We start from the raw sequence: 24,525 nt of genomic DNA, 5'->3' as shown, positions 1-24,525 counted from the left end.
CAGCGGTCGTGCCAAGCGGCGCAAGTGACCGAATGTGTAGACGCGAATGGGGTTTTCAGCGCGAAAGCAGTGCACTGAATGCACCAGGAGCCCAATGTGGGAGCGAGCCTGTTATGTGCATGGCAGATGATTCAAACCTGGCGCCGGACTCTTGTGGGAGCGAGCCTGCTCGCGAATACGGAGTGTCAGTCACCGAATAAATTGACTGGAACGGCGCTTTCGCGAGCAGGCTCGCTCCCACAGGGGCGGGGGAGATGTGTGGTGCTTATTCGCCGCGATAGATGCAGCCGCTGGTGCACGTCTCATGAATGCGGATCGCGCTGAGTTCCGGCAGCAATGGCTTCATCTCATTCCAGATGAATTTGGCCAGCACTTCGCTGGTCGGGTTTTCCAGGCCAGGAATGTCGTTCAGGTAGTTGTGGTCGAGGCGCTCATACAGCGGCTTGAAAATCGCTTTGATCTCGGAGAAATCGCGAATCCAGCCAGTGTGCGGATCGAGGTCGCCGCTCAGGTGCAGCGCGACCTTGAATGAGTGGCCGTGCAGGCGGCCGCACTTGTGGCCGTCCGGGACGTGCGGCAGGCGGTGGGCGGATTCGAAAGTAAATTCCTTGAAGATTTCCACAGTATTTTCGGCTCTGTTCAGATGGCGTTCGCCGCAGCGATTCGGGCAGGCGGCGAGTTTATCAGCTTGTCTTTGGCCGTGCTGACTAAAGGGTCAGCAAGCGCTCGGCGAGGCGACCGTTGGCCGTCAGTTCGAGAAATTCGTCGCCCAGCCGCCGGCTCTCGTCCATCGCCGCGTGCCAGTATTTCTGCCGGCTCGGCGCATCGCCCATAAAGCGTTTGAAGTCATTTCGATCGGGCAGTTTGCCGTAGGGCAGGCGCGCCAGATATTCCTTCGATGGCGCGACCAGCAGCACATCCTGCAGACGCTGCACCGAAGCGCGGCGCCATGGCAGGGTCTTGTCGAACCAGCCGGGAATCACTCGATCGGTGAAGTGCGGATAGAGCACGATACCGTCGCCGCTGTAGGGCAGGTCGAGGTGGTAGTCGAGCAAACCGCCGTCACGGAACGTACCCGCGCCAGCGCCGGGCAGGTCGCGCACGCCTTCCATGACCATCGGGATCGATCCGGAAGCGAGCAGGGCCTGGCGCAGGTTGCCGGTGTTGAGGGCAACGAAGCGCGAGGGGAAATCGGTCAAGGCATCAAGCGGCGGCGCCAGGCGCGGGTCGTGGATGATCAGCCGCTCAAAGTGTCGCGACAGCCGCGCACGACCGCGCAGGTTGTCGGCGATCACCGAGCCCAGCGCCAGACCGAGGCGCCCGCGATGGTCTTCGGCGAGGCGGCCCTGGCTTTTCACCACCATGATGTTCAAGCGGTAATCGGCGTTTTCAAGGATGCTCGCATCGCGGCCGTCGAGCAGGTCATTGAGCATGCGCTGCGAGCTCTGGCTGATCTCGGCCATGGTCACGCCTTTGTTGAAATGCTGCTCGGCGTATAGCTCACCGAGGCGGCGAATGCCTTCGGCGGCGTCCGGTAGGCAGGCGCTGGCGAAGCGCCAAGAACCCACTGAGGCGCCGATCAGCGAACGCTCACGCGGCGCACTCGGCAGCCACTCGCCGAACAACGCTAGATCGAGCCCCTGAATCCCCAACGCCTTCGGCCCACCGGCCGCACCGGGCAGGGTGCCGACGTCCGCGGCGTGCAAACCCTGCGCACGAATCCGCGCCATGGCCCGTGGGCCGGCCTTTATGGTGAGAGCAGGAAACTTGATGTGGATGGCGGTCATACCGGTCTCGATCGTTAGCAAGCTGGCGATTATAAGCACATGTTGCAGGCCCATGTCGGAGTGAGCCTGCCCCACAAGGGGGGCAGACGCAAACCAGTGTGGGAGCAAGCCTGCTCGCGAAAGCGGTGGGTCAGAAACATCGTTGCAGCTGACACTGCGCCTTCGCGAGCAGGCTCGCTCCCACAGGGGAGCTTGCCAGCAATGGGGCACAATGATGGCCATTCAGTTTCAGTTAAGTTGACCTCGCTATGGTGCCCACCGTAAGCAACATATAAGAATTCGGAGACACCATGAAAACCCTGACTGCCCTGACCACTGCCTCGATCATCTGCCTCACCGCCAGCACCGCATACGCGCGCGATCTCGGACCTGACGAAGCGCTTCGTTTGCGCGACGCTGGTACTATCGTCTCCTTCGAGAAGCTCAACGCCATCGCGCTGGAAAAACACCCCGGTTCGGAAATCACCGAGACCGAGCTGGAGGAAGAGTACGGCAAGTTCATTTACCAGATCGAACTGCGCGACCCGAAAGGGCTGAAGTGGGACCTGGAGTTGAACGCGGTCGATGGTGAAGTGCTCAGGGATCATCAGGATACGTAATGAAGCTGAATAGTCGCGCCACCCGCCTGACGGCGCTGGCGCTGGTGTTGTTGTGCAGTACGGCCATGGCTCGCGACCTCGATCAGGACGAGGCGCTGGCCCTGCGTCGCGATGGCGTGATCCTGCCGCTGGAGCAAGTGCTGCAGCAGGCCATGGATCGCTACCCCGGCGCCAAACTGCTGGAAGTCGAGCTGGAAGAAAAACACGACGTGTACATTTACGAAGTCGAATTGCTGACGGTCGAAGGCGTGGCGCGCGAGCTGCACCTGAAGGCCGATACCGGCGAGTTAGTCAAAGACAAGGAAGATTGATCGATGCGTTTGCTTCTGGTGGAAGACCACGTACCGCTGGCCGACGAATTGCTCGCTGGCCTGCAGCGCCAAGGCTACGCGGTGGATTGGCTGGCCGATGGTCGTGACGCGGTGTATCAGGGCAGCAGCGAGCCCTATGACCTGATCATCCTCGATCTCGGCCTGCCCGGCGTACCGGGGCTGGACGTGCTGGCGCAGTGGCGCGCGGCCGGTCTGGCGATTCCGGTGCTGATCCTTACCGCGCGCGACTCCTGGGCCGAGCGCATCGAAGGGCTGAAGGCCGGCGCTGACGATTACCTGACCAAACCGTTCCACCCGGAAGAACTGTACCTGCGCATTCAATCGCTGCTGCGTCGCTCCAAGGGCCAGTCTAACCAGCCGACCCTGCAAGCCGCCGGCCTGCATCTGGACGAAGGCCGCCAGTGCGTGGTTCGCGACGGCGCCGACATCCAGCTGACCGCCGCTGAATTCCGCCTGCTGCGCTATTTCATGCTGCACCCCGAGCAGATCCTCTCGAAAATCCACCTCGCCGAACACCTCTACGACGGTGAGACCGAGCGTGACTCCAACGTCCTCGAAGTCCACGTCAATCACCTGCGGCGCAAGCTCGGCAAAAGCGTGATCGAAACCCGTCGCGGTCAGGGATACCTGTTCGGCGGACAAGCTTCATGAGATCAATCCAGCGCCGTTTGAGCCTGGGTCTGATCAGCGTGATGGTGGTGGTCGGTCTGGTGCTGGCGCAAACCAGCCTGTGGTTGTTCGAAGTCGGTTTGCAGCGCTACCTCGAAGCCGGCCTGCGCAACGACAGCGAAAGCCTGCTGGTAGCGCTGGTGCGCGGCCCGCAAGGTTTGCAGCTGGATGAGCGGCATCTGTCGCCGGCCTATCAGCGGCCGTTTTCCGGGCACTACTTTCGCATCGATTTCTCCGACAGCCACTGGCGTTCGCGCTCGCTGTGGGATCAGGAACTGCCGCTGCTGCAACACCCGGGGCTGCACAGCAATCTGCAACTTGGCCCGGACGGGCAACGCTTGTTGATACTGCGCTCGGACTATCGACGCCTGGGTCAGTCGATCTCGATCAGCGTCGCCCAGGATTACACGCCGGTCAGCGACAGCTTCCAGCGCATGCGCCAGATCGGCCTCGGTCTGGGGCTGGCGGCGTTGCTGTTGATCCTGTTCCTGCAACGCCTGACCGTGCGCCGCGCGCTGAAACCGCTGGAACGCGCGCGCGAGCAGATCGCTCAGTTGCAGCAGGGCCAGCGCTCGCAACTCGACGATCAGGTGCCGGTGGAGCTGGAACCGCTGGTGGCGCAGATCAACCATTTGCTCGCCCACACCGAAGACAGCCTCAAGCGCTCGCGCAATGCCTTGGGCAACCTTGGCCACGCGCTGAAAACCCCGTTGGCGGTGCTGCTCAGCCTGGCCTCCAGCGACAAGCTCGATGACCATCCCGAGCTGCGCAGGATCCTCAAGGAACAACTGGAGCAGGTGCAGCAGCGCCTCAATCGCGAACTCAATCGCGCGCGGTTGGCGGGGGATGCGCTGCCCGGCGCGTTGTTTGATTGCGATGCCGAGTTGCCGGGGTTGCTGGCGACGCTGAACATGATTCACGGCGAGCATCTGGCCCTGAGCTACGTCGCACCGCCGGGTTTGCAGCTGCCGTGGGACCGCGAGGATTTGCTCGAACTGCTCGGTAACCTGCTCGACAACGCCTGCAAATGGGCCGATGCCGAGGTGCGCTTGAGTGTAATCGAACGGTCTGACGGCTTTGCCCTGAGCGTGGAAGATGACGGCCCGGGGATTCCCGAGGAGCAGCGGTCTCAGGTGTTCAGCCGTGGCACGCGGCTGGATGAGCAGACCCACGGGCATGGGCTCGGCCTTGGGATCGTGCGGGATATTGTCGAAACGTGGGGTGGCTTGCTGGTGTTGGGCGAAAGCGAGTGGGGCGGGTTGAAAGTGGTGATTGAACTGCCTCGGCGGTGAGCCCTTGAAAAGCCCCTCACCCTAACCCTCTCCCAGAGGGAGAGGGGACTGATTGTGTTGTTCTTGAGAGATGCACCCACTTGAAATCCGAGTCGAACTCAGGACTTGAATGGCATGAAGATCGGCTCCCTTTCCCCCTCGCCCCTTGGGGGGAGAGGGCTGGGGTGAGGGGGGATTGGAACTGACACCCCGCACTTGTGCATCAAACGCGAAACTGATCCATCAACCGCTGCTGCTGATTCGCCAGGCTGTTGAGCGACTGGCTCACGCGCGCCGATTCATTGGCCTGCCCGGACAGCGACTCGGTCACATCGCGAATCGTTGCCACGTTGTTATTGATCTCTTCAGCCACTGCGCTCTGCTCTTCGGCAGCACTGGCGATTTGCAGGTTCATGTCGCTGATCACCGTCACCGCATCGCCGATCTGCCGCAACGCCGTGACAGCCTGACCCACCTGCTCAACGCTGCCCTGGGCCTGACGATGGCTGTTGCCCATCGCACCGACCACTTCCTGCGTGCCGTTCTGCAATTGCTCGATGACCTGGCGGGTTTCCTCCACCGACTCCTGAGTGCGGCGCGCGAGGTTGCGCACTTCATCGGCGACCACAGCAAAACCGCGTCCGGCTTCACCGGCGCGGGCGGCTTCGATGGCGGCGTTGAGTGCGAGCAGGTTGGTCTGCTCGGCGATGGCGCGGATGGTTTCCAGCACCGTGCCGATTTTCTCGCTGTTGGCGGCCAGGCCCTCGACCTGAACCATCGCTGCGCTCATGTCGGCGGCGAGGGTGTCGATGCTCGCGGTGGTGTGGTCGATCACGGTCAGACCCTGGCGGGTGGCGCGGTCGGCGTCCTTGGCGGCTTCGGCGGCCTGGGCGGCACTGCGCGCGACGTCCTGGGCGGTGGCGCTCATTTCGTGGGAAGCGGTGGCGACCTGATCGACCTGACGGTATTGCTGCTCCATGCCGGCGCTGGTCTGGGTGGCGATGGCTGAGGACTGGTCGGCAGTGTTGCGCGCGTCCTGCACCGAGCGCTTCACCTCGGCGATGATCGGCTGCAACTTGTCGAGGAACTTGTTGAACCAACCGGCCAACTGGCCGAGCTCGTCCTGCTTGTCGTAGGCCAGGCGCCGGGTCAGGTCGCCTTCGCCGCTGGCGATGTCTTCAAGCATGTGCGCCACACCGAGAATCGGTTTGGTCACGCTGCGCGCCATCAGCCACACCAGCAGCAGACCGATGAGGGCGGCGAACAGGCCGAGGCTCAGTTCGATCAGCGTGCCTGAGGTATTGCTCGCATCCAGTTGCTGCTTGAGCGCTTCGGCGCGGCTGACCAGGACTTGCTCCGGCACATCGAGCAACACGCCCCACGCCGGTCCGTCGGGAATCGGCTGGAACGGCGACAGCACTTTCAACTGGCCGTTGCTGTGCAGGCTGCTCACGCCAGTGCTCGAGGCGAGCAGGCGCAGCAACTCGCTGCCGCTGGCCTGATCTACCGCATCCAGGCGCTGGCTGAGTTTGCCGGCATCCGGGCTGTAACCGGCGAGCAGGCCGGCGGGGCTGACAATACTGACGGCGGTCTGACCGTCGTAAAGCTTGCGGCTGGCGTTCTGGCTGATCGCTTGCAGGCTGTTGAGGTTGATGTCGACCGACAGCGAGGCGATGACTTTGCCATTGACCTGCAGCGGGAAGACGATGCTGGTCATCAGCACTTTCTGGCCATCGATGACATAGAAGTACGGCTCGATCACGCAGGGTTTGAGCGTGGTGCGCGGGCAGGTGAACCAGGCGTTGGCGGCCTGACCGCTGGGGCCGGTGCTGGTGTCGCTCATGTCGCTTTCCGGCAGCGCCATCGAGGTGACTTTGCCCGGGGTCGGCTGCGACCAGTACAGGGCAAAACGGCCCTTGTCGTTGCTGCCCAGTTCAGCCTGATCGGCGAACAGTTCGTCCTTGCCGTCCAGCGCATTGGCTTCGAACACCAGCGACAGGCCGAGCAGGTCCGGGTTGGCTTGCAGCGCGGATTTGACCTGACGGGTCATGTCCTCGCGCAGGTCGAAGGCATCGAGAAAGCGCTTCTCGGCCTGCTCACGCAAAAACAGTACCTGCCGCGAGAAACCGTGGCCGTACTGATAGGCGTCCATGAATTGCTGACGAATGCCGGCGGCCTGCACTTCACCTTGCGATTCGATCCGCGCCTGCGCCGACTCGGTGAGCATCTCCATGCTCGAGGCCTTGACCAGCGCCGAGCTGTGTTCCATGCGATACAGCGAAAGACCGACCAACAGGGTCACGATACCGGCCAGGCAGAGGCCGGCGAGCAGGGTGATTTTCCACTGGATGGAAAGTTGTCTGAGCGACATGGAAAACATCCTTATCCGATAAATATCTGAGACTTTGCACTGTAGCGGCCGCGTTTCGGCTTTCTTTATGCCGTGAGCGCAATATGACCGATTGCCGCATGCGGGGCCTGTGGTCCTGTGATCCTGTGATCCTGTGATCCTGTGGTCCTGTGGCGAGGGGATTTATCCCCGTTCGGCTGCGAAGCAGTCGTGACATTTGCGTATAGGGTGATGATCGTTTCCACGCTCTGCGTGGGAATGCCTCAACGGACGCTCCGCGTTCGGCTCTGGAAGGGACGCGGAGCGTCCCGGGCTGCATTCCCACGCAGAGCGTGGGAACGATCAATCCCCTCACCATAGAGCTTTGACAGCGCCGCCACTCTGCGGCACAGTGCGCGCCCTCTAATAAGACCCTCTGTACACCTCCGCCGGCCAACCCCGGGCGGACTCATCCTGTCTGGCGGTGTGTTTTCACCCGCAGTGTTTTTTGAGGTAGTGAAATGAATGCAGTCATAGCAGCCGTCGGCGTCATGCTGATCCTCAGCCTGTCGCGCGTGCATGTGGTGATCGCGCTGATCGTCGGGGCGCTGGTCGGTGGCCTGACCGGCGGTCTGGGCATCGACGCAACACTCAAGGCGTTCAACAGCGGCCTGGGCGGTGGCGCGACCGTGGCGTTGTCGTACGCCTTGCTCGGCGCGTTCGCCGTGGCGATTGCCAAATCCGGCCTGGCCCATGCGCTGGCCGACAAGGCTTTGGCGATGGTGGATCGGCAGCACGCAACCGGCGGCGGTAACGTCAAATGGCTGCTGATCGGCCTGCTGTGGGTGGTGGCGATTGCCTCGCAGAACATCCTGCCGATCCACATCGCCTTCATTCCGCTGCTGGTGCCACCACTTCTATATGTACTGACCAAGCTGCAACTCGATCGCCGTCTGATCGCCTGCGTCATGACCTTTGGCCTGATCACCCCGTACATGTTTCTGCCGGTGGGTTTCGGCAACATCTTCCTCAACGAAATCCTGCTGGCCAACGTCGCCCGCAGCGGCGTCGACATCAGCGGCATCAATGTCACCCACGCCATGGGCATTCCGGCGCTGGGCATGGTTTTCGGACTGGCGATCGCGTTCATCAGCTACCGCAAGAAGCGCGTTTATGACCTGGCCAAAATCGAACAGGTCGAGCAGACGGCGGTGCACTACAACCCGCTGAGCCTGATGATCGCCGGTGTGGCCATCGCTTCGGCGTTTGTCGTGCAGTTGCTGTTGGACTCGATGATTATCGGCGCTCTGGTCGGGTTCCTGATTTTCTCGGTGTCGGGCATCGTCAAATGGCGCGAGACCGATGACCTGTTCACCGAAGGCATGAAAATGATGGCGATGATCGGCTTCATCATGATCGCCGCCTCAGGTTTTGCCGAAGTGATGAAGGCCACCGGGCAGGTGCAGACGCTGGTCGAATCGTCGGCGGCCTGGATCAATCACAGCAAAGGCGTCGGGGCTTTGTTGATGCTGCTGGTGGGCTTGCTGGTGACCATGGGCATCGGTTCGTCGTTCTCCACCGTGCCGATTCTGGCGGCGATTTTCGTGCCGTTGTGCGTGCAACTGGGCTTCAGCCCGATCGCCATCGTCTGCATCGTTGGCACTGCCGGTGCGCTGGGCGATGCCGGTTCGCCGGCCTCGGACTCGACCCTCGGCCCGACCTCGGGCCTGAACATCGACGGCCAGCATCACCACATCTGGGACACCGTCGTGCCGACCTTCCTGCACTACAACCTGCCGCTGCTGGTGTTTGGCTGGGTTGCGGCGATGGTTCTCTAAAAAATCCACAATTGCCCCATGTGGGAGCGAGCCTGCTCGCGAAGGCGTCGTGTCAGTCGACACACAGGTTGCTGAGCCAACGCTTTCGCGAGCAGGCTCGCTCCCACAGGGGGGGCGGCGATGTTTCAAGACTCAACTTTTGCCCCGGCGTGCCGTTAAAGCCTTTAACCACGCCAACAAAATCAAAAGAGTGAGTCCCCCGATGCGCCTGAGTCTCAAGGCTAAAGTCCTGTCCCTTGCCGTTCTGCCGGTGCTGCTCTTTGCGCTGGTCATCAGCGTGACCACGCTGTTCATCCTCCAGGAACAGGCGCGCAAGGAGGTCGAACAGACCCGCGAGCGGCTGCTCAGCGACGCCAAGGCCACCCTGCAAAGTTACGTCGCCGTGGCCATGACCACGATCAAACCGCTGTACGACGCCGCCGCACCGGGCGACGACGCGGCGCGGGCGCAGGCGATCAAATTGCTCTCGGGCATCCGCTACGGCAAGGATGGCTACTTCTTCGGCTACGACTCCGAAACCGTGCGCCTGTTCAAGGCCAACGACCCCGACGGCGTGGGCAAAAGCTTCAAGGACAACCGCGATCCGAACGGCGTCTACGTCAACCTCGGCCTGGTCAAAGTGGCCAAGGACGGCACCCACTATCTGCAATACAGCTCACCGCTGCCGGGTAACGCCAAGGTGCTGGTGCCGAAACTCGGCTACACCGAATACCTGCCGAAGTGGGACATGGCGGTCGGTACTTCGGTCAACCTCGACGGCATCGAAGCGCAAGTGGCGCAGGTCGAGGCGCAAGTGCAGGAGCGCGTGCAAGGCGTGGTGCTGAGCATTGTCGGCGTTGCGGTGCTGGTGCTGTTGGTGATCGCGGCGGCGGGCATGCTGCTGGCCAACACCATTCTGCGCCCGCTGACCCTGATGAAAGCCAACCTCGACGACATCGCGGCGGGCGAGGGCGACCTGACCCGGCGCCTGAACATCACCAGTCAGGACGAACTAGGCGAACTGGCCGGCTCGTTCAATCGTTTCGTCGACAAGATCCACGGCCTGGTGCGGCAGATCACCGAGATGACCACGCAACTGACCGGTCTGGTCACCCAGGTCTCGGAACAGGCGCAGCGTTCCGATCAGGCCATGGAGCGTCAACGCCACGAAACCGATCAGGTCGCCACGGCGATCAACGAAATGTCCGCCGCCGCCCAGGAAGTCGCCAAGAGCGCACAGAACGCCGCCGTCGCCGCTCAGCAGACCGACGAAGAAGGCCAGAGCGCCAAGCGCGTGGTCGCGGGCAGCATCAAACAGATTCATGCACTGGTCGACGACATCCGCAACAGCGGCGTGTCGCTGGACAGCCTGCAGCAGGACGTCAGTTCGATTGTCGGCGTGCTTGGGGTGATTCGTTCGATTGCCGAGCAGACCAACCTGCTCGCGCTCAACGCCGCGATCGAAGCGGCGCGCGCCGGTGAGGCCGGGCGCGGGTTTGCGGTGGTTGCGGACGAAGTACGCGCACTGGCCAGCCGCACGCAGATCAGCACCCAGGAAATCCAGGGCATGATCGACCGCTTGCAGGCCGGCACGCAGCAGGCGGTCGAAGCGATGCGCCGTTCCAGCGAGGCCGGCGACGGCACTTCGCAGCAAGCCAATCAGGCTGGCGCATCGCTGGACGCCATGGCGCAGTTGATCGCGACGATCAACTCGATGAACGCGCAGATCGCCAGCGCAGCGGAAGAGCAGACGGCGGTGGCCGAAGAGATCAACCGCAGCGTGCATCAGATTGCCGTGGCGGTGGACAGCGTCGCCGATGAAACGCAACTGGGCGCGCAAACGTCGCGCAGTCTGGCGGAGCTGGGGCAGCGGTTGGGCAAGCTGGTGGGGCAGTTCCGTATCTGATGGCCTGAAAAGCCCCTCACCCTAGCCCTCTCCCAGAGGGAGAGGGAACCGATTGGGGAATATTGCGGGATTACGCCGACCTGAAAGTCCTGCTTTGAATCCATAATCGACGCGGTTTTTCAGGTCGATGCAGTAGGTGGGACACCTCGGTCGGTTCCCTCTCCCTCAGGGAGAGGGCCAGGGTGAGGGGGCTCTTGATCTTCAGGCTCTGTCCCAATAGGGAATCTCGCCAAAGCACTCGACAAAAAAATCAATTACCGTCCTCACCTTCACCGACAGCCGTCGGCTCCCCGGCCACAGCACGGCGATCTGCTGCGGTTCCAGGCTGTTCGAGACCTGATATTCCCCCAGCACCGGCACCAGTGTGCCTTCGCGCACCGCTTCGCCAATCAGCCACGACGGAAACATCACCAGCCCGAGGCCTTGCTGAGCGGCCTGGGTCAGGGTGTCGGCGTGGTTGCCGGTGATCGGGCCTCTGACCGTGTATGGCGTCCAGTCCTCGCCGTCGCGGCGGAAAAACCAACGCTGCTGACCGGCCGCGCCTTTATAGGCCAGGCACTGATGTTGCGCGAGTTCGTCCGGGTGCTGCGGCGTGCCGTGGCGTTTGAGGTAGGCCGGGCTGGCGGCGACCTGAAAACGGTGCGGCGCCACAATGCGTGCCTGCATGCTCGAATCGTGCAGCGCGCCGATGCGAAACAGCAGGTCGGCGCCTTCCTGTAGCGGGTCGACGTAATGGTCGGTTTGCTGGATATCCAGTTGCAGCTTCGGATAGCGCGCGCAGAGCTCGCCCAGCCAGGGCGTCAGATGGCGCTGGCCGAACACCACCGGGGCGTTGATGCGCACCAGTCCGGTGGGCTCGCTTTGCTGTTCCTGCAACGCCTGCTCGGCTTCTTCCAATTGCACCAGCAGTAACCGCGCATGGTGGCCGAGCGTGCGCCCGGCTTCAGTCGGCGTGACGGCGCGGGTGTGGCGGTAGAGCAATTGCTGGTTCAGCGCCTGTTCCATCAACTGGATCTGCCGCGAAATCGAGGAGGGCGCGACCCCTTCGCGGCGGGCGACTTCGGAAAAACTGCCGTGGTCGAGGACCGCCACAAACAGCCTTAACGCTTTGAATCCGAGTTCGTTGAGCCCGTGCATGCCGTGTCTCGCTGTGCGTGTTGCGCAAAAGTGTTGTCCGGATGCTCCCATTTATCGCACAGCGGCGCCAGCCGATAATCCGCGCCATTGTTTTTGAGCGTGGAAGGTTATGTATGCAGTCGTTGGCTGAAGGGGTGGTTGCTGCACCGGTGAAAAGCTCGGTGTTGCGTCTGCTGTTGCTGCCGCTGGTGATTCTCGCTGGCATGGGCTTGTCGGTAGAAGCCGGATTGCTCGGGCCGCTGGGTGAGCAGGTCGGGCATTTGTGGGCGACGTTGAGCATCTTCGGCGTGGGTTCGGCAATTCTGTTTTTGCTCTTGCTGTTCGCCGGCCCACAGAAAGGTCCGGCGCTGACCCAGTTGCCGCGCTGGCAGTTGATCGGCGGTTTTCTCGGGCCGATCTACGTGGTGGTGCTGACGCTGGCGACGCCGCACATCGGCATTGCCATGACGATGATTGCGATTTTGTCCGGTCAGGTCGGCAAGAGTGTGCTGATCGACCATTTCGGCTGGTTCGGCGCGACGCGCAAGAAGGTCAACGGCGAGCGCTGGCTGGCGTTGGGCTTGATTGTGGTGGCTTTGGTTCTGATTGCGCGGGGGTGAATGATGGGTCTGGTGATTTTGTTGGCGGTGGTGGTATTGGCCGGTGCGGTGTTGAGTGTGCAGGCCGCGATCAATGGGCGTCTGGGTGAAACGGTGGGGGTGCTGCGTAGCAGTCTGCTGACCTTTGCGGTGGGCGCAGTGGTGACCGGGTTGTTGATTCTGTTTTTCGAGCCGGCGCAGGCGGTGAGTCTGCTTGAGGTGCCGAAGTGGCAGTTGACCGGGGCGCTGTTTGGTGTGGTGTACATGATGGTGATGGTTGGCGCGGTGCCGGTGGTCGGGACGGCTGTGGCGACGGTGGCGGTGATTGTCGGGCAGTTGGGGATGGGGATGTTGATCGACAATTTTGGCTGGTTGGGGAATCCGGCGATCGGCTTGTCTCCGAGTCGGATGTTGGCGATGGTGTGTCTGGCGGTGGCTTTGGTGTTTATGTATCGGAGCAGTTTGCGTTCTGAGTGATTGGATTTGAGTACATATCCGTTGCTGCGGTTGTTGCTGATTACGGTTCCGCTCTTACAGCGGGTCACTTTTTCAGACGCCAAAAAGTAACCAAAAGGCTTGGCCCCGGCGTTCGGCCCGCTCGCTGGGGCTCGGGGTTCCTTCGCTGCGGGATCGATCCTGGCGCAGCGGCTCCGGTTTGCTTCGCTGCACCTACACTCGCTGTGTTTGGCTGCGCCAAACGGTCGCTGCGCTCCCACGCCCGGATCGATCCCTCCACTCAGCCTGCCGATGGGGCCGGCACGGCAAGATCAAGGGCGGTACTCGAGCTTGCGCTCATTGTGTTGAGTGGTCAGGAGCGGGTGGTGTCTGGCTTTGGTTTTGTGCCGGGATTCGCCCCTCACCCCAGCCCTCTCCCGAGGGAGAGGGAGCCGACCGAGTTGTTTCGCGTTATACAGCGAACTGAAAGACCTTATCGATTATGGATTCGGTACATACAGGGAGAGGGCTAGGGTGAGGGGCTTTTGATGTCATGTGCAGGTCTGTGCAGCGCGATGTCGTTCTGGTGGGAGCGAGCCTGCTCGCGAAAGCCATCTCTGCGTCGCCCAATCTCTCAACAGTTGGTCAGCCTGCAACACCACCTTCTACACTGTCCCTTACGGCTTACCACTCAAGCCTCAGACAACCACTACGCAAGGAGTCTGTCCCATGTCCGATAAAAAATGCGACTGCCCGGGCTGCAACTGCACGATCAAAGAAGGCGAACATTCCTACGCTGTACACGGTAAACACTATTGCTGCGAGGCTTGCGCTCATCACCACAAACACGGTGAAGAATGTGCGATGAAGGGCTGCGGTTGCGCTCATCCGAAATAAGCGGGGCAAAAAAAAGTGGAGCCTAATCAGGCTCCACTTCCATTTTCAGACTGTCGTCTTCCTGTCGTTCAAAGTGCCTCACCGTGCCTTGCAGTGTTCGCCCTTCGACCTTGACCACCACAACCTTGGCTTGGTGGAGGTCTTCCGGTACCGGTGCCTGGACGCACAAGGTGAAGCGGTAAGGGTCATCCGCGACCGTTTCCAGTGCGACTGCGCAATTCACCGTTTTGGTGATCTGGCCGAAGAAGGTGGTCAGGCCGTAGTCCAGTCGGGCCGTGTGATAAGTGTCGGTCATCGGTCGATTCCCCCTGTCGATTGCCAAGCCTGCGGTGGAGGCGGTGGGGTCAGTTGGTCTGGCGCCAGGTGACGTTTTCCAGGCCGAATTTTTCTGCCATCGGTTTGCTGGTCTTTTGCACTTTCTCGCGGCCGAAGCGCGGGATGCGACCCACGCCCGCGTCGCAGCTTGCCCAATGCCAGGCTTCGGCGTTGTCCATTTTGTCCGAGCGGATAATGAACGACTTGGGGGTGCCATGCAGTGTGTAGTCGATGACGTAAAGTTTTGCGTTGTTCATAAAGCCCGAATTCCTCCCTGTGGTATTAAACGGATCGCGCTGTGCCGGGAAAATTCATTCGGATTGTCCGACGGTATCTATCGTTGGCGAGGGCGCGGCGTGCTGGTTACCATGGCGGCTTCGCCAACCCCCTGTGAACGCTCGCCATGGCCCTCGCCGCGCCCCCTGATCTGACCGACACCGATGTGCCCGTGCAACCGCTGGCGCGGACGTATCCGCGTGGTTTGTTCATCGAGCCGCACGAGCATGTCTGGGGGCAGTTGCTGTATGCGATGAGCGGGGTGATGTGGGTCGAAACCCCGCACGAAGCGCTGGTGGTGCCGCCGCAGCGGGCGGTGTGGTTGCCGCCGGGGGTGCCGCACGGGATTCGTGTGGTGTCGGATTTGCAGATGCGCAATATCTACCTGCGCCCGGCGCTGGCGGCGACGCTGGATGCGACGGTGCAGGTGATCGAAGTCGGTGGTTTGCTGCGCGAGTTGATCGTCGGACTGGTGGCGCAGGACGATGACGGCGAGGCTGAGTATTACGATGCGCTGGTCGGGCTGGCGTTGCTGGAATTGCGCCGGGCAAGGCGTTCGCAACTGAAGATTCCCCTGCCAGATGAGTCCGACCGGCGTTTGATGAATCTGTGTCAGGCGGTGATGGCCGCGCCGTCGCTGGAGATCCCGTTCGAGCAGCATGCAGAAAACGCCGGGGCCAGCGTGCGCACGCTGGCGCGGTTGTTCAAGGACAGCCTCGGCATGGGCTTCGCCGAATGGCGACGGCAGGTGCAGTTGGCGACGGCGGTGGCAGCATTGATTCAGGGCGTGGCGGTGAGCGTCATTGCTCGCGAACTGGGTTATTCACCGAGCAGTTTCAGCGACATGTTTCGCCGGGAACTTGGCGTAGCGCCTTCGCAATTCTCGGCAACTTGAACAGATCCATGTGGGAGCGAGCCTGCTCGCGAAAGCTTTGCACCAGGCAATGAAGTGCTGACTGGAAGACCGCATTCGCGAGCAGGCTCGCTCCCACACGGTTCTATGGCGGCTGCAGAAGGTTTGTCCGAAATTCAGAAGTCCTTGGCCGATACCGCTCCGGCTCATTCCCTAGACTCTGCCCATCACTTATCGCGGCGGAGTTCCTTTCATGAACTACCTCATTTCTCTGGCCATCGGCCTGGGCGTCGGCCTGCTCTACGGCGCGCTCGATTTCCGTTCTCCCGCCCCACCGGCCATCGCGCTGGTCGGTCTGCTTGGCATGTTGGCCGGTGAGCAGTTGTGGCCGCTGGGCCGGCAACTGGTCGCTGGCTGGTTGTCCTGAATTTCCCTTTTTCTTTTCGGTGGATGTGCCCATGAAAGCGTTGCAATTCGATCAGACCGGCGACCTGTCTTCCCTGCGTTTCGTCGACGTTCCGACCCCGGTGTCCGGCGCCGATGAAGTGCTGGTGCAGATCAAGGCTGCCGGGCTCAATCCCAGCGATGTGAAAAACGTCCTTGGGCGTTTCCCTTACACCACACTGCCACGGGTTCCGGGGCGGGATTTTGCCGGGGTGGTGGTCGAGGGGCCGCAAGCGTTGATCGGTCAGGAAGTCTGGGGTACCGGCCGCGAGCTGGGCTTCTTCGCCGACGGCGCCCATGCGCAATTCGTCAAACTTCCGGCGAGCGGCGTGGCGCACAAACCGGTGCATCTGAGTTTCGCCCAAGCGGCCAGCTTGGGCGTGCCGTACACCACGGCGTGGGATGCGTTGGGACGCAGCCTGGTCAGCGCCGATACACGTTTGCTGGTGATCGGCGGCGGGGCAGTGGCAACTGCGGCTTTGGCCCTGGCAAAAGTGCGCGGCGCGCAATTGCTGGCGGCGGCGCGCCGGCCCGAGCAGGTCGCGGATCTGCAGCAGCAGGGCTATCAGACGATTCAACTGGATAAGCCAGAAGACCTCGGTGCCCAGGTCAATGCGGTGTATCGCGGCGGCGCCGATGTGATCTTCGACACCACCGGTTTCTGGCTGCCGGCCTCGGTCGCCGCACTGGCGACCTTCGGCCGCATCGCCATCATCGCCGCACCGGTCGACGGCCATGTGCAATTGCCGGCGCTGGCGCTGTATCGCAAGGGCGGCTCGGTGGTCGGGATCAATTCGTTGTTGTACGGCGTTGAGGCGTGCGCGGCGATGCTCGAGCAGTTCGGGCGCTTCTTCGATGAGGACCGCTTGCCGCTGCCGCAGGGCTTGGTGGAGGTGCGGCTGTCTGAAGGGCCGGCGCGCTATGCTGAGGTCAATCAAGGTGGTGGCGACAAGATCATCTTGCTGCCCTGATTCACGCAAATCCCTGTGGGAGCGAGCCTGCTCGCGATGACGGTAGATCAGTTAAACGGTCGGCGACTGACACACCGCTTTCGCGAGCAGGCTCGCTCTCACAGGGGAAAGGCATAGGATTCGGGATCATTTCCGTAGGATCCCGAGCGTTTCTCTGTGGGCCACGTCCTTTTCGCTCGCAGACCGGCAAAACAGGGAAACCTCTGACTTCACCCATTGCAGTGCACCGTTGCACAGTCCCGTCTTTCAATCAGACACAGGGACAGGTGGATGCGCATCGCTGGCAGGCCCGTTGTTTTCACTCTCGAGATAGAAGGCGTTGCCCACGATCTTCAAGTGTTCGGTTTTCGCACCCGGGAAGTGCTCAACCAGACCTATGAACTGGATCTCGAGCTGGTCAGCGAGCGGCCCGATGTGGATCTGGAAGGCTTGCTGCATCGGCCGGCCTTTCTCTGTTTCGGTGCCGACGGTAGCGGCATGCACGGGCTGGTCTATCGGGTCGGCCAGGGTGATTGCGGTGTTCGGCTGAGCCGTTACCAGATCACCCTGGCGCCACATCTTGCCTACCTCGCGCATCGGCGCAATCAGCGGATTTTCCAGAACCTGAGCGTGCCGCAGATCATCGCCAATGTGTTGAGCGATCACGGCATGCAGGCCGATGCCTGGCATTTTCAGCTCAGCGCCGAGTACCCGGCGCGGGTGTATTGCGTGCAATACCAGGAATCAGATCTGCACTTCATCCAGAGGCTGTGCGAAGAGGAGGGCCTGCACTTTCACTTCCGCCACCGCCGTGAGGCGCACCTGTTGGTGTTCGGCGACGATCAAACGGCGTTCCTCAAACACGACGTGACGACGCGCTATGTGCAGGGCAACGGCCTGGTTGCCGATGCGCCGGTTATCGACCAGTTCACTGTGCGCCTGGAGCCACGCTCCAACATCGTCGAGCGCCGCGATTATCACTTCGAAAAGCCCGCAGTGCAGTTGGACGCCAAGGTCAGTGCAGCGCAAGTTCCGCTGCTGGAAGATTATGAGTTTCCCGGGCAGTTCACCCATCGCGAGCGCGGCAAACACCTCAGCCAGCGTGCGCTGGAGCGCCATGGTGCCGACTATCGTCTGGCTAACGGGCGCAGCAATCAGGCGCTGATGCGCGGCGGCAGTTTCATGACCATGGCGGATTACTCGCGCGCCGACTGCAACGATTTATGGTTGCTGACCGAGGTCGAGCACATCGGCAAACAGCCGCAAGTGCTCGAAGAAGCGTTCACCGAGCAGGTCGACGCTGATGGTTTCAGTCAGGGCTATCGCAACCATTTCGTCGCGACACCGTGGGACGTGGTGTTTCGCCCGCAGCTCAGGCATGTCAAACCGCGCGTCAGCGGCAGTCAGCTGGCGGTGGTGACCGGCCCGCCCGGCGAAGAAATCTACAGCGATGCCTACGGCCGCGTGAAAGTGCAAATGCTCTGGGATCGCGACGGCCAGCGTGATGAACAGTCAAGTTGCTGGCTGCGCGTGGCCACTGCCTGGGCACATGACCGCTACGGCAGCGTGCAGATTCCTCGCGTCGGTATGGAAGTGCTAGTGGGGTTCACCGATGGCGATCCGGACAAACCGCATGTGCTCGCCTGCCTGCCCAACGCCGAAACCCCGGTGCCACTGGACCTGCCGGCGCAACAGACGCGTAGCATCTGGCGCAGCCAGAGCAGTCCCGGTGGCGGTGGTTACAACGAACTGCGCATCGAGGACCGGCAAGGCGCGGAAGAAATCTCCATCAGGGCGCAGCGCGACTTGGTGCAGCACGTGCTCAATGACTTGCGTGTGCAGATCGACAACCTGCACAGCCAAGTGATTGGCGGCGTCTCCAGCCTTGAGTTGCGCGACGAAGAACATCATCTGACCCATGGCAATCGCCTGACTGAACTCAAGCAGGACGATCATCTGTGGGTGCAGGGCGAGCAGCATGTGCGGGTCGCCAGCCAGCGCGTCAGTGCCGCGCAGCAGCTGCATTTCGGCGCGGGCGAGCAGGTGGTTTTCAACAGCGGCCTGCAGATCACCCTGGCTGCTGGCGGGCATTGGCTGACGGTCGGCGCGGCCGGCATTTTCAGCAGTGTGCCGGTGGTGCAGGGCGGGGCGCCGACGGTGTGTCTGCCAGCGGAACCGTTGCTACCGGGGGCTGCGCCGTTGCTCAAGGCGACGTTCGATGCCGTGCAGCAACGGCATGCGCTGCTGACCACGCGGACCTCGCGTTGCCTGATTTGCGAGGCGGCCCAGGCATGAGCCTTTTGACGGATTGGCCTGAAGGTGTGCCGTGGGCTGAGCAGCAGGCGTTTGTGCTGCTCGACGGTGCGACGATCGCGGATTTGCCGGCGCAACTGCGAAGGCTCGACCCCGCCGCCAACGCTTTCGCGCTGTACGACCAGCCACCGTTTTCGGCCCTGCGTGACGTCTCGCCGCTGCTGGTGGCGCTCGCTGACGCTGACGATCCGGTAGCGCGGTTTTATCGCCAGCACGCCCAACAGGAATGGGGCGTGCTGTTGTTCAGCACCGCGCCGGCGCATGAAATAGTCGCGCACTTGCGTCAGTTGCTGATCGTCGAGTTGCCGGTCGGCTCGCCGGTGTTGTTGCGCCTGGCGGATGCCGCGGTGGCGCAGGCGCTGTTTGCCAGCGGCGATGCGAGTCTGTTCGGGCCGCTGGGTTGCGTGGTCACGGCGGATGGCGCGCGGGGAGTCTGGCACTTTCAGCGACCTCGGCACGGGCAGGGTGTGGCGCTGGTGGCGCCGTATCGGTTGAGTGCGGAGCAGGATGCCGCGCTGGATCGGGTGGATCGGCGGCGGGTGTTGCTACAAGTCGATGCGTATTTGCTTGAATATTTTCCCCGGTTTCATACCGGGGAAACCATCGCTGAACGTTGGATGCTTCTGGAACAAATCGAGGCAAAAGCCAGCGCGCTCGGCCTGAGCAGCCAATCGGAATGGCTTTACTTCGCCAACCTTGTCGCGTCTCTCAATGGTGCTGATCCGGATCAGCATCCGCAGATCCAGCACTTGCTACACGAGCCCTCCCTGCAACCGATCGGTGAGCGCTTGACGCTGGCCGTTTCAATGGCCCGCCAATGGGCGTCTGAAAGAGTCCGACCATGAACCATCCCGCCGACCTTGCGGCAGCCGCCGCGTCCAAAGCCCCGATCATCGGTCCCGCCGCCTGCCCCTTGCGCAACACCCACGTGCAACTGCTGCCCCTCGCGTACGGCGTGGTGGAAAAACCCTTCGACCCCAGCACCGAATTCACGCTGCCGTACACCCTGACCGCGCGCCCCATGGGCATCCGCCGCCTGCGCGACGGTTGGCTGTACATCGTCGACAGCCTCAGCGGTGAGCTCTACGAATACCGCGTGCTGGAAGGCGTCATCAGCGCATTGCTGCATCGCGGCAAAAGCGTCAGCGAGGATCAGCGCAGCGCCATCGAAGAACGTCCGGCGTTGATCTTCTCGCGCAAAAGCACGCTCTACGTGACCTTCGCCGATGTGCAGTTGAGCGCGGCGAAGTGCCGACAGGTGCTGGACAGCGCGGAGGAACGCGAGCACTTCATGCAGGCGGTCGATCTCGGCCCGGTGCATTGTCTGATCGGCGGCGAGCATCTGCTCACCGTGGCCCAGGCCAAACAGTGGCTGGCGGAAGTGGCCTGCACAGCGAAACCGCTGGCCGAGGCGGACGCCACGCGGATGCCGACGGTGCAGGTCAGCGATGCGCCGGAGCACGAACGCGAACCCTATCTGTGGGAAAACCCGCGACGTTTTCGCGAGGCGCATATCGGCGAATTTCTCGGGCGGGTGCGCGGGCCATATCAGGACGACACGCTGTTTCTGCTGGTCAACGACGACCTCGGCGTGATGCGCGATCTGGCTGATTATCAGGACCTGGTGGTCGGCTGGATCGAGCAGTGGAGCAACACCGACAACAACGAGCGCGACTATCTGCTGGCCAGTTACATCGAGTCGCTGAGCCAGCTCGGCGCTCAGGATTTCGACTCCTTGGCCAAGGCCAGCGACGATCCGCGCGCCCAGGCATTGTTTGCTGAACTGGAGCAATTGCCCGAGCCGGATCGGGAAAATACCCGGCAGGCGCTGCTCGACTATTTGAACAAGGGTGGTGAGGTTGTCCCGACCGATACCCAGGCTCGACCTGAACTGCAGCAACAGCGCGAAAAGGCTTTGGACGAGTCATTGGCGCTGAACCGCTTCGACGGCGTTGCCCCGGATTTCACCGCGCACGCTCGCGTCACCGCCGAGGCGGACCGACGCTTTTACACCCGTGAATATTTTGCTGAAGTCGCCCCGGCCGATTTCGTCGAGCGCCACCTCAGCACACTGGTCGAGCTCGGCAAGGATCAGAGCCGGCGCATGAAGGACGTTCTCGACGGCCCGCTGCTCAGCGGCAAGCGCGGCATCAACGACCTGATCGACCGCCCGGCCATGGACGAGGTGCTCAACAGTCATCGCGACAACCTCGGACGCTGGAATCGCCTGCTCGAACGCATCACCGCCGACCGCGCGCAACTGCTGTGCGCCGGGCGTTTCCATCGCTCGGCGTGGTATTTCGACGGTCAAGTGCAGATCGATCAGGCGCTCGCCAGCGAATACGCCTGCCTCAAGGACATCGGCCGCAGCGACGCGGCCAACGAACAAATGCTCGATTACCTCGAACAACACCCGCAACTGACCCGCCCGTTGTTCTACACCTTGTCGCTGCGTTTGCAGACCGAACAGGCCGGGCAATATTCAACGCTGTTCAACGCCGGCATGGCGATGTTCAACAACCTGCCGGACTGGCTGGCCAAATTGCAGAGCATCGAGCAGCCGCAGCTGCCCGCGCTGGATGATCTGCCGGCACACAGCCGCGTCCTCGCCGATGCCGTGCAGGACACCTACAGCCCGGCGCTGAACCTCGGCCTGAGCCGGGCGCTGGAAGGCTTTGATCTCGCCGGCGAGAAAATTCCCGACCTCGACGAACTGTTCCAGCGCCTGCCCAAAGCCCTGCGCCTGCGCGTGTTCGACGCCGCGCGAACCAGCGGCGTGACCTTCACCGTGTCCACCCCGGCGGAGCAAGCGGCGCTGCAAGCCACGATCAAGGAAGTGCTGCGCGAACGCGACTACCTGAAAACCCTCAACCGCGAACGCAACCAGCTCACCCACAATAAAAACCGCCAAGGCCACAAAACCGCCCGGGCGGTGGAATTGCAGCAGGAAATCGTCCGCGTGCGCACGCAATTGGCGCTGTTCGAAGGCCGCCTCGCGGCGGCGTTGAGCCCGATTGATGAACTGCCGGATCGCTCGGCACGGCTGTATGGCGCCACCCCGGCGAAAGCGGGCGTGACGGTGGTGTTTCCGCCGGCGCAGCACGGGGAATTGCGCGGGTTGCTGGAAAACATTCGCGCGGGGGTGGCGGGGGTTTCGAAGGCGAGTCTGGTGCGGACGGAGGGGATGGGGTTGTTGGTGGTGTTGGTGCAGGTGGTGAATTTGGTGGGGGCGTATCGGGAGGTGATGAAGCAGACGAGGGACAGGAAGAAACGGGCGGAGTTTTCCGCGGCCCTTGCCGCGACAGGCGCGGCGGGTTTTACCGCTGCACAGGGGCTTGCTGATACAGCTTTGAAGGCTCGCAGCACGAGTCTAGTTGGGAGTTTGCAGCTTGAAGCGTTGCAACAGGTTCGTGTGCAAATGGGTAAGTTGCATGTTGGTTTGGGCTTTTTTACTTATTTTTTTGGTTTAAGAACTTCTATTACCAGCCTCGGAAACCAGGATCGAAAATGGCAAGACGCGATCCGCAGTGGCACTCCATCTGAGCAAAGGGCGGCTGCGCTGGCAACGTTGGGCGCCGCAGGTATGGTTGCAGCTAACGGATATGGAGCGAGTAACACTGTCTACGCTTCTTTCAAAGTGTTCACTGCACCTAATAGCTCGGCACGCACGGCCGCTTGGGCTGCAGCTGGTACACGTCTTTCTTTAGTGTTCTTTCGCTTCAATTTGGCCGGTGCGTTGTTCACCGTGCTGGAGTTCGTCGGTACTTGGCTGTTCAATCGTTACAACCTTTCTGCCCATGAGAAGTGGCTGAAAATTACGCCTTGGAGCCGTGATGACGAGATGCGCGGAGACCACTCTCTGGATGACTATCAAAATTATCTGGCGTTTTTGATACACGCTCCTTACGCCCAATCAGGACCTGATCCCAGTGACACCTGGCTGAAGACTTTATTATTTGGCGCCAAACCCAGTGATATCCATTTGGTTCTGCCGAGGCTGGCACTAAATGATCTTCTGCCACCGTTAAACGGTAAACCGAGTCAACGCTTGGGAATCGGTGGCCATAGACTTGTTGCACCGCTGCATGGTCGCGGTGTGCCGCAAGTACGCAAGGAAGTCATTAGTGAGGAGATATTGAGCAGTCTGCGAATCGTGAAGTCATCGACAGATGGTTTGGTGCTTTGTCTTCAGTACCCCATCCGTCACGATTCTGACTATACGCCTGCAAAGGAAACGCTCGAACTTGCCATATGTATCCAGACCGTCAATGGCAAAGGTGGGGCGGAGTCAAGAACGCGCGTGATTCATATTGACCCTCTGGATAGCGGTCATTTTGCTGTAGTAACTCCTGGCTCGGTTAAAGACAATCCTCCGGTTTTGCTGGTAGAAACTCAATACCTCGAATGGGCTGACCATGCTGAATAATCGCAGTAATCCTCTTTCCAGTTCGGAATATGAGGGGGTTAAAAAAGCGGGCGATATTGAGCCGTTTCCTAGCGGGAAGATTACCTATCTCGCACCGTTGCCATTACCTACATCAATGCCGCCTTACGGACCTCATATCGGAGCGTTCAATGACGGATACATGGATTTTGGTCTCGGCTCACTGGAGGTATTCCCATGGCAGCTAATTTTCGGCGGAACGACCGCAGGCACTTTTATGGTGCTCGTTTTATTTCCTTTGTTCACGGGCTTGCTAGGAATTCTTTTTGGCTATGGGAACGAGGCAATTTGGGAATCAATGGTAGGTGTATTCGAAGTGGCATTGGAAAATGAGTTAATTTGCGGCCCCTTGACCCTGTTCATCGGCCTCGGCGTCTGGCACCACGTCCACAAAAAGCGCCTCTCCCTCATCCCAACCCGCTTCAACCGCCAACGCCGCGAAGTCTGCTTCATGCCCGAAGGCGCCATCGAGCCAGTCTTCGTCCCATGGGAATCGCTGTCTGCCTGGATCATCGAAGCCAAAGGCGCCACCCAGTTCGGCATCCACCGCCAATACGGCATGGGCATCGGTTTCTACCAAGGTGAAACCCTCATAAGCCAGGAATTCCAATGCGCCGGCCTGGAGCTCGCGATCAGCCATTGGGAGGCGATTCGCGGTTACATGGAGTACGAAGTCAACGACCTCAAATCAATTCAGGATTTGCAGGATCTGCAAGGCCCGGACGACCCGCCCTACGAAGGCCTGCACACTTTCCGTAACGCCCGCGCGCGGATGCACCAGCAGATTCGTGAAGGCCGCCGCTCGCGGCTGTCGGGGTTCTTTTGGTACCTGTATCACGTCATGACTTTATGGACGATTCCAAACCGTTTGGTCGAATGGGAAGTGCGCCGACTCGAAAGAATCGGCAAGCAGGCGCTGCCGGAAGTCATGCGCGCCTGGTCCGAGCCGCTGCCGAAAGAGCAATGGGCCAAGCCCAGTGAAGAGTTGTTGCGACTGGGTGAACAAGTGCGGCGGATGCACAAGCGCCAGCCGCATCGGCCGATTACACAGATTTTTGCTGAGGTTTGCAGGCGGGCTGTGGACTGATGCAGAGCAGTTTTGTGACCAGAGGAGGGGAGGTTTTTTGCCTGTTTGAGCGCCTTCGCGAGCAGGCTCGCTCCCACAGGGGACCG

General features: G+C 61.4%; 22 protein-coding genes and 2 pseudogenes. 17 read left to right on the top strand and 7 right to left on the bottom strand.

The annotated features are described in order from the left end of the window. Positions 1-265 precede the first annotated feature (265 nt). Together queD and J2Y39_RS09930 are read right to left on the bottom strand one after the other, a co-directional pair. Complete coding sequence (queD, locus tag J2Y39_RS09935; protein WP_007915588.1) at positions 266-622, bottom strand: 6-carboxytetrahydropterin synthase QueD; 357 nt, start codon at positions 620-622, stop codon at positions 266-268. A gap of 85 nt (positions 623-707) precedes the next feature. Beyond that, entirely contained in the window at positions 708-1,787 is a 1,080-nt protein-coding gene (locus J2Y39_RS09930; protein WP_310217133.1) for a patatin-like phospholipase family protein, read from the bottom strand. 290 nt (positions 1,788-2,077) lie between these two features. Here J2Y39_RS09930 and J2Y39_RS09925 point away from each other — a divergent pair, with 290 nt between their 5' ends. The 4 genes from J2Y39_RS09925 to J2Y39_RS09910 are packed head-to-tail and all read left to right on the top strand — an operon-like array spanning position 2,078 to position 4,679. Continuing rightward, positions 2,078-2,386: a PepSY domain-containing protein gene (locus tag J2Y39_RS09925; RefSeq protein WP_024013515.1), complete on the top strand. Its 309-nt coding sequence runs from the start codon at positions 2,078-2,080 to the stop codon at positions 2,384-2,386. After that, positions 2,386-2,697, top strand: coding sequence for a PepSY domain-containing protein (locus J2Y39_RS09920; protein ID WP_016775413.1), 312 nt, complete (start codon positions 2,386-2,388; stop codon positions 2,695-2,697). The genes J2Y39_RS09925 and J2Y39_RS09920 overlap by 1 nt, the downstream gene beginning before the upstream one ends. A gap of 3 nt (positions 2,698-2,700) precedes the next feature. Further along, positions 2,701-3,369 carry a response regulator transcription factor gene (locus J2Y39_RS09915; protein ID WP_310217129.1) on the top strand — a complete coding sequence of 223 codons (669 nt, stop codon included), beginning with the start codon at positions 2,701-2,703 and terminating at the stop codon, positions 3,367-3,369. Continuing rightward, positions 3,366-4,679: a sensor histidine kinase gene (locus tag J2Y39_RS09910; RefSeq protein WP_310217126.1), complete on the top strand. Its 1,314-nt coding sequence runs from the start codon at positions 3,366-3,368 to the stop codon at positions 4,677-4,679. The genes J2Y39_RS09915 and J2Y39_RS09910 overlap by 4 nt, the downstream gene beginning before the upstream one ends. A 202-nt stretch (positions 4,680-4,881) precedes the next feature. Here the strand turns inward: J2Y39_RS09910 and J2Y39_RS26485 are convergent, their stop codons facing one another. Together J2Y39_RS26485 and J2Y39_RS26480 are read right to left on the bottom strand one after the other, a co-directional pair. After that, positions 4,882-5,637, bottom strand: a complete 756-nt coding sequence (locus J2Y39_RS26485) for a methyl-accepting chemotaxis protein (protein WP_370593523.1) — start codon at positions 5,635-5,637, stop codon at positions 4,882-4,884. Positions 5,638-5,739: 102 nt separating this feature from the next. Next, positions 5,740-5,886, bottom strand: a pseudogene (locus J2Y39_RS26480) (HAMP domain-containing protein); the annotation flags it as partial. Positions 5,887-7,508: 1,622 nt separating this feature from the next. Between J2Y39_RS26480 and J2Y39_RS09900 the strand changes: the two are divergent. The 3 genes and pseudogenes from J2Y39_RS09900 to J2Y39_RS26470 all read left to right on the top strand — a co-directional run bounded on the left by J2Y39_RS09900 (position 7,509) and on the right by J2Y39_RS26470 (position 10,710). Beyond that, positions 7,509-8,825 carry a Na+/H+ antiporter family protein gene (locus tag J2Y39_RS09900; protein WP_056791374.1) on the top strand — a complete coding sequence of 439 codons (1,317 nt, stop codon included), beginning with the start codon at positions 7,509-7,511 and terminating at the stop codon, positions 8,823-8,825. 202 nt (positions 8,826-9,027) lie between these two features. Further along, positions 9,028-9,852 (top strand): annotated as a pseudogene (locus J2Y39_RS26475) (cache domain-containing protein); the annotation flags it as partial. Positions 9,853-9,888: 36 nt separating this feature from the next. Then, complete coding sequence (locus J2Y39_RS26470) at positions 9,889-10,710, top strand: methyl-accepting chemotaxis protein (RefSeq protein ID WP_370695145.1); 822 nt, start codon at positions 9,889-9,891, stop codon at positions 10,708-10,710. Between the two features lie 201 nt (positions 10,711-10,911). Here J2Y39_RS26470 and J2Y39_RS09890 read toward each other — a convergent pair whose 3' ends face one another. Beyond that, complete coding sequence (locus tag J2Y39_RS09890; RefSeq protein WP_258706965.1) at positions 10,912-11,847, bottom strand: LysR family transcriptional regulator; 936 nt, start codon at positions 11,845-11,847, stop codon at positions 10,912-10,914. A gap of 113 nt (positions 11,848-11,960) precedes the next feature. Between J2Y39_RS09890 and J2Y39_RS09885 the strand changes: the two genes are divergently transcribed. The 3 genes from J2Y39_RS09885 (at position 11,961) to J2Y39_RS09875 (ending at position 13,757) form a co-directional block, all read left to right on the top strand. Next, a complete protein-coding gene (locus tag J2Y39_RS09885) occupies positions 11,961-12,446 on the top strand; it encodes a DMT family transporter (RefSeq protein WP_310217117.1) in 486 nt (161 codons plus the stop codon). Between the two features lie 3 nt (positions 12,447-12,449). Continuing rightward, positions 12,450-12,902 carry a DMT family transporter gene (locus J2Y39_RS09880; RefSeq protein WP_236169375.1) on the top strand — a complete coding sequence of 151 codons (453 nt, stop codon included), beginning with the start codon at positions 12,450-12,452 and terminating at the stop codon, positions 12,900-12,902. Positions 12,903-13,589: 687 nt separating this feature from the next. Next, positions 13,590-13,757, top strand: a complete 168-nt coding sequence (locus J2Y39_RS09875; protein ID WP_016775405.1) for a metallothionein — start codon at positions 13,590-13,592, stop codon at positions 13,755-13,757. A 22-nt stretch (positions 13,758-13,779) separates the two neighbouring features. Here the strand turns inward: J2Y39_RS09875 and J2Y39_RS09870 are convergent, their stop codons facing one another. Together J2Y39_RS09870 and J2Y39_RS09865 are read right to left on the bottom strand one after the other, a co-directional pair. Continuing rightward, positions 13,780-14,052 (bottom strand): hypothetical protein, encoded by a 273-nt coding sequence (locus J2Y39_RS09870; protein WP_056791362.1) that lies wholly within the window; start codon positions 14,050-14,052, stop codon positions 13,780-13,782. A gap of 49 nt (positions 14,053-14,101) precedes the next feature. Further along, a complete protein-coding gene (locus J2Y39_RS09865) occupies positions 14,102-14,329 on the bottom strand; it encodes a DUF6555 family protein (protein WP_016775403.1) in 228 nt (75 codons plus the stop codon). A gap of 146 nt (positions 14,330-14,475) precedes the next feature. On the opposite strand from J2Y39_RS09865, the gene J2Y39_RS09860 reads away from it, so the two are divergent. The 7 genes from J2Y39_RS09860 (at position 14,476) to J2Y39_RS09830 (ending at position 24,439) form a co-directional block, all read left to right on the top strand. Continuing rightward, a complete protein-coding gene (locus J2Y39_RS09860) occupies positions 14,476-15,243 on the top strand; it encodes a helix-turn-helix transcriptional regulator (protein ID WP_252876621.1) in 768 nt (255 codons plus the stop codon). Positions 15,244-15,454: 211 nt separating this feature from the next. After that, positions 15,455-15,628, top strand: a complete 174-nt coding sequence (locus tag J2Y39_RS09855) for a DUF1427 family protein (RefSeq protein ID WP_073471384.1) — start codon at positions 15,455-15,457, stop codon at positions 15,626-15,628. A gap of 31 nt (positions 15,629-15,659) precedes the next feature. Continuing rightward, a complete protein-coding gene (locus tag J2Y39_RS09850; RefSeq protein ID WP_310217109.1) occupies positions 15,660-16,616 on the top strand; it encodes a zinc-binding alcohol dehydrogenase family protein in 957 nt (318 codons plus the stop codon). Positions 16,617-16,886: 270 nt separating this feature from the next. Then, positions 16,887-18,890, top strand: a complete 2,004-nt coding sequence (gene tssI, locus J2Y39_RS09845) for a type VI secretion system tip protein TssI/VgrG (protein WP_310217106.1) — start codon at positions 16,887-16,889, stop codon at positions 18,888-18,890. Then, on the top strand, positions 18,887-19,753 hold the full coding sequence (locus J2Y39_RS09840; protein ID WP_310217103.1) for a DUF4123 domain-containing protein: 867 nt from the start codon (positions 18,887-18,889) through the stop codon (positions 19,751-19,753). The genes tssI and J2Y39_RS09840 overlap by 4 nt, the downstream gene beginning before the upstream one ends. Beyond that, a complete protein-coding gene (locus J2Y39_RS09835; RefSeq protein ID WP_310217101.1) occupies positions 19,750-23,334 on the top strand; it encodes a toxin VasX in 3,585 nt (1,194 codons plus the stop codon). Before J2Y39_RS09840 ends, J2Y39_RS09835 begins: the two co-directional genes overlap by 4 nt. Continuing rightward, complete coding sequence (locus J2Y39_RS09830; protein ID WP_305381150.1) at positions 23,324-24,439, top strand: hypothetical protein; 1,116 nt, start codon at positions 23,324-23,326, stop codon at positions 24,437-24,439. Before J2Y39_RS09835 ends, J2Y39_RS09830 begins: the two co-directional genes overlap by 11 nt. Positions 24,440-24,525: the final 86 nt, after the last annotated feature.

It is taken from the genome of Pseudomonas sp. 2957, assembly GCF_031456345.1.
GTDB lineage: Bacteria > Pseudomonadota > Gammaproteobacteria > Pseudomonadales > Pseudomonadaceae > Aquipseudomonas > Aquipseudomonas siliginis.
This window is presented reverse-complemented; position numbering and strand designations above follow the sequence as displayed.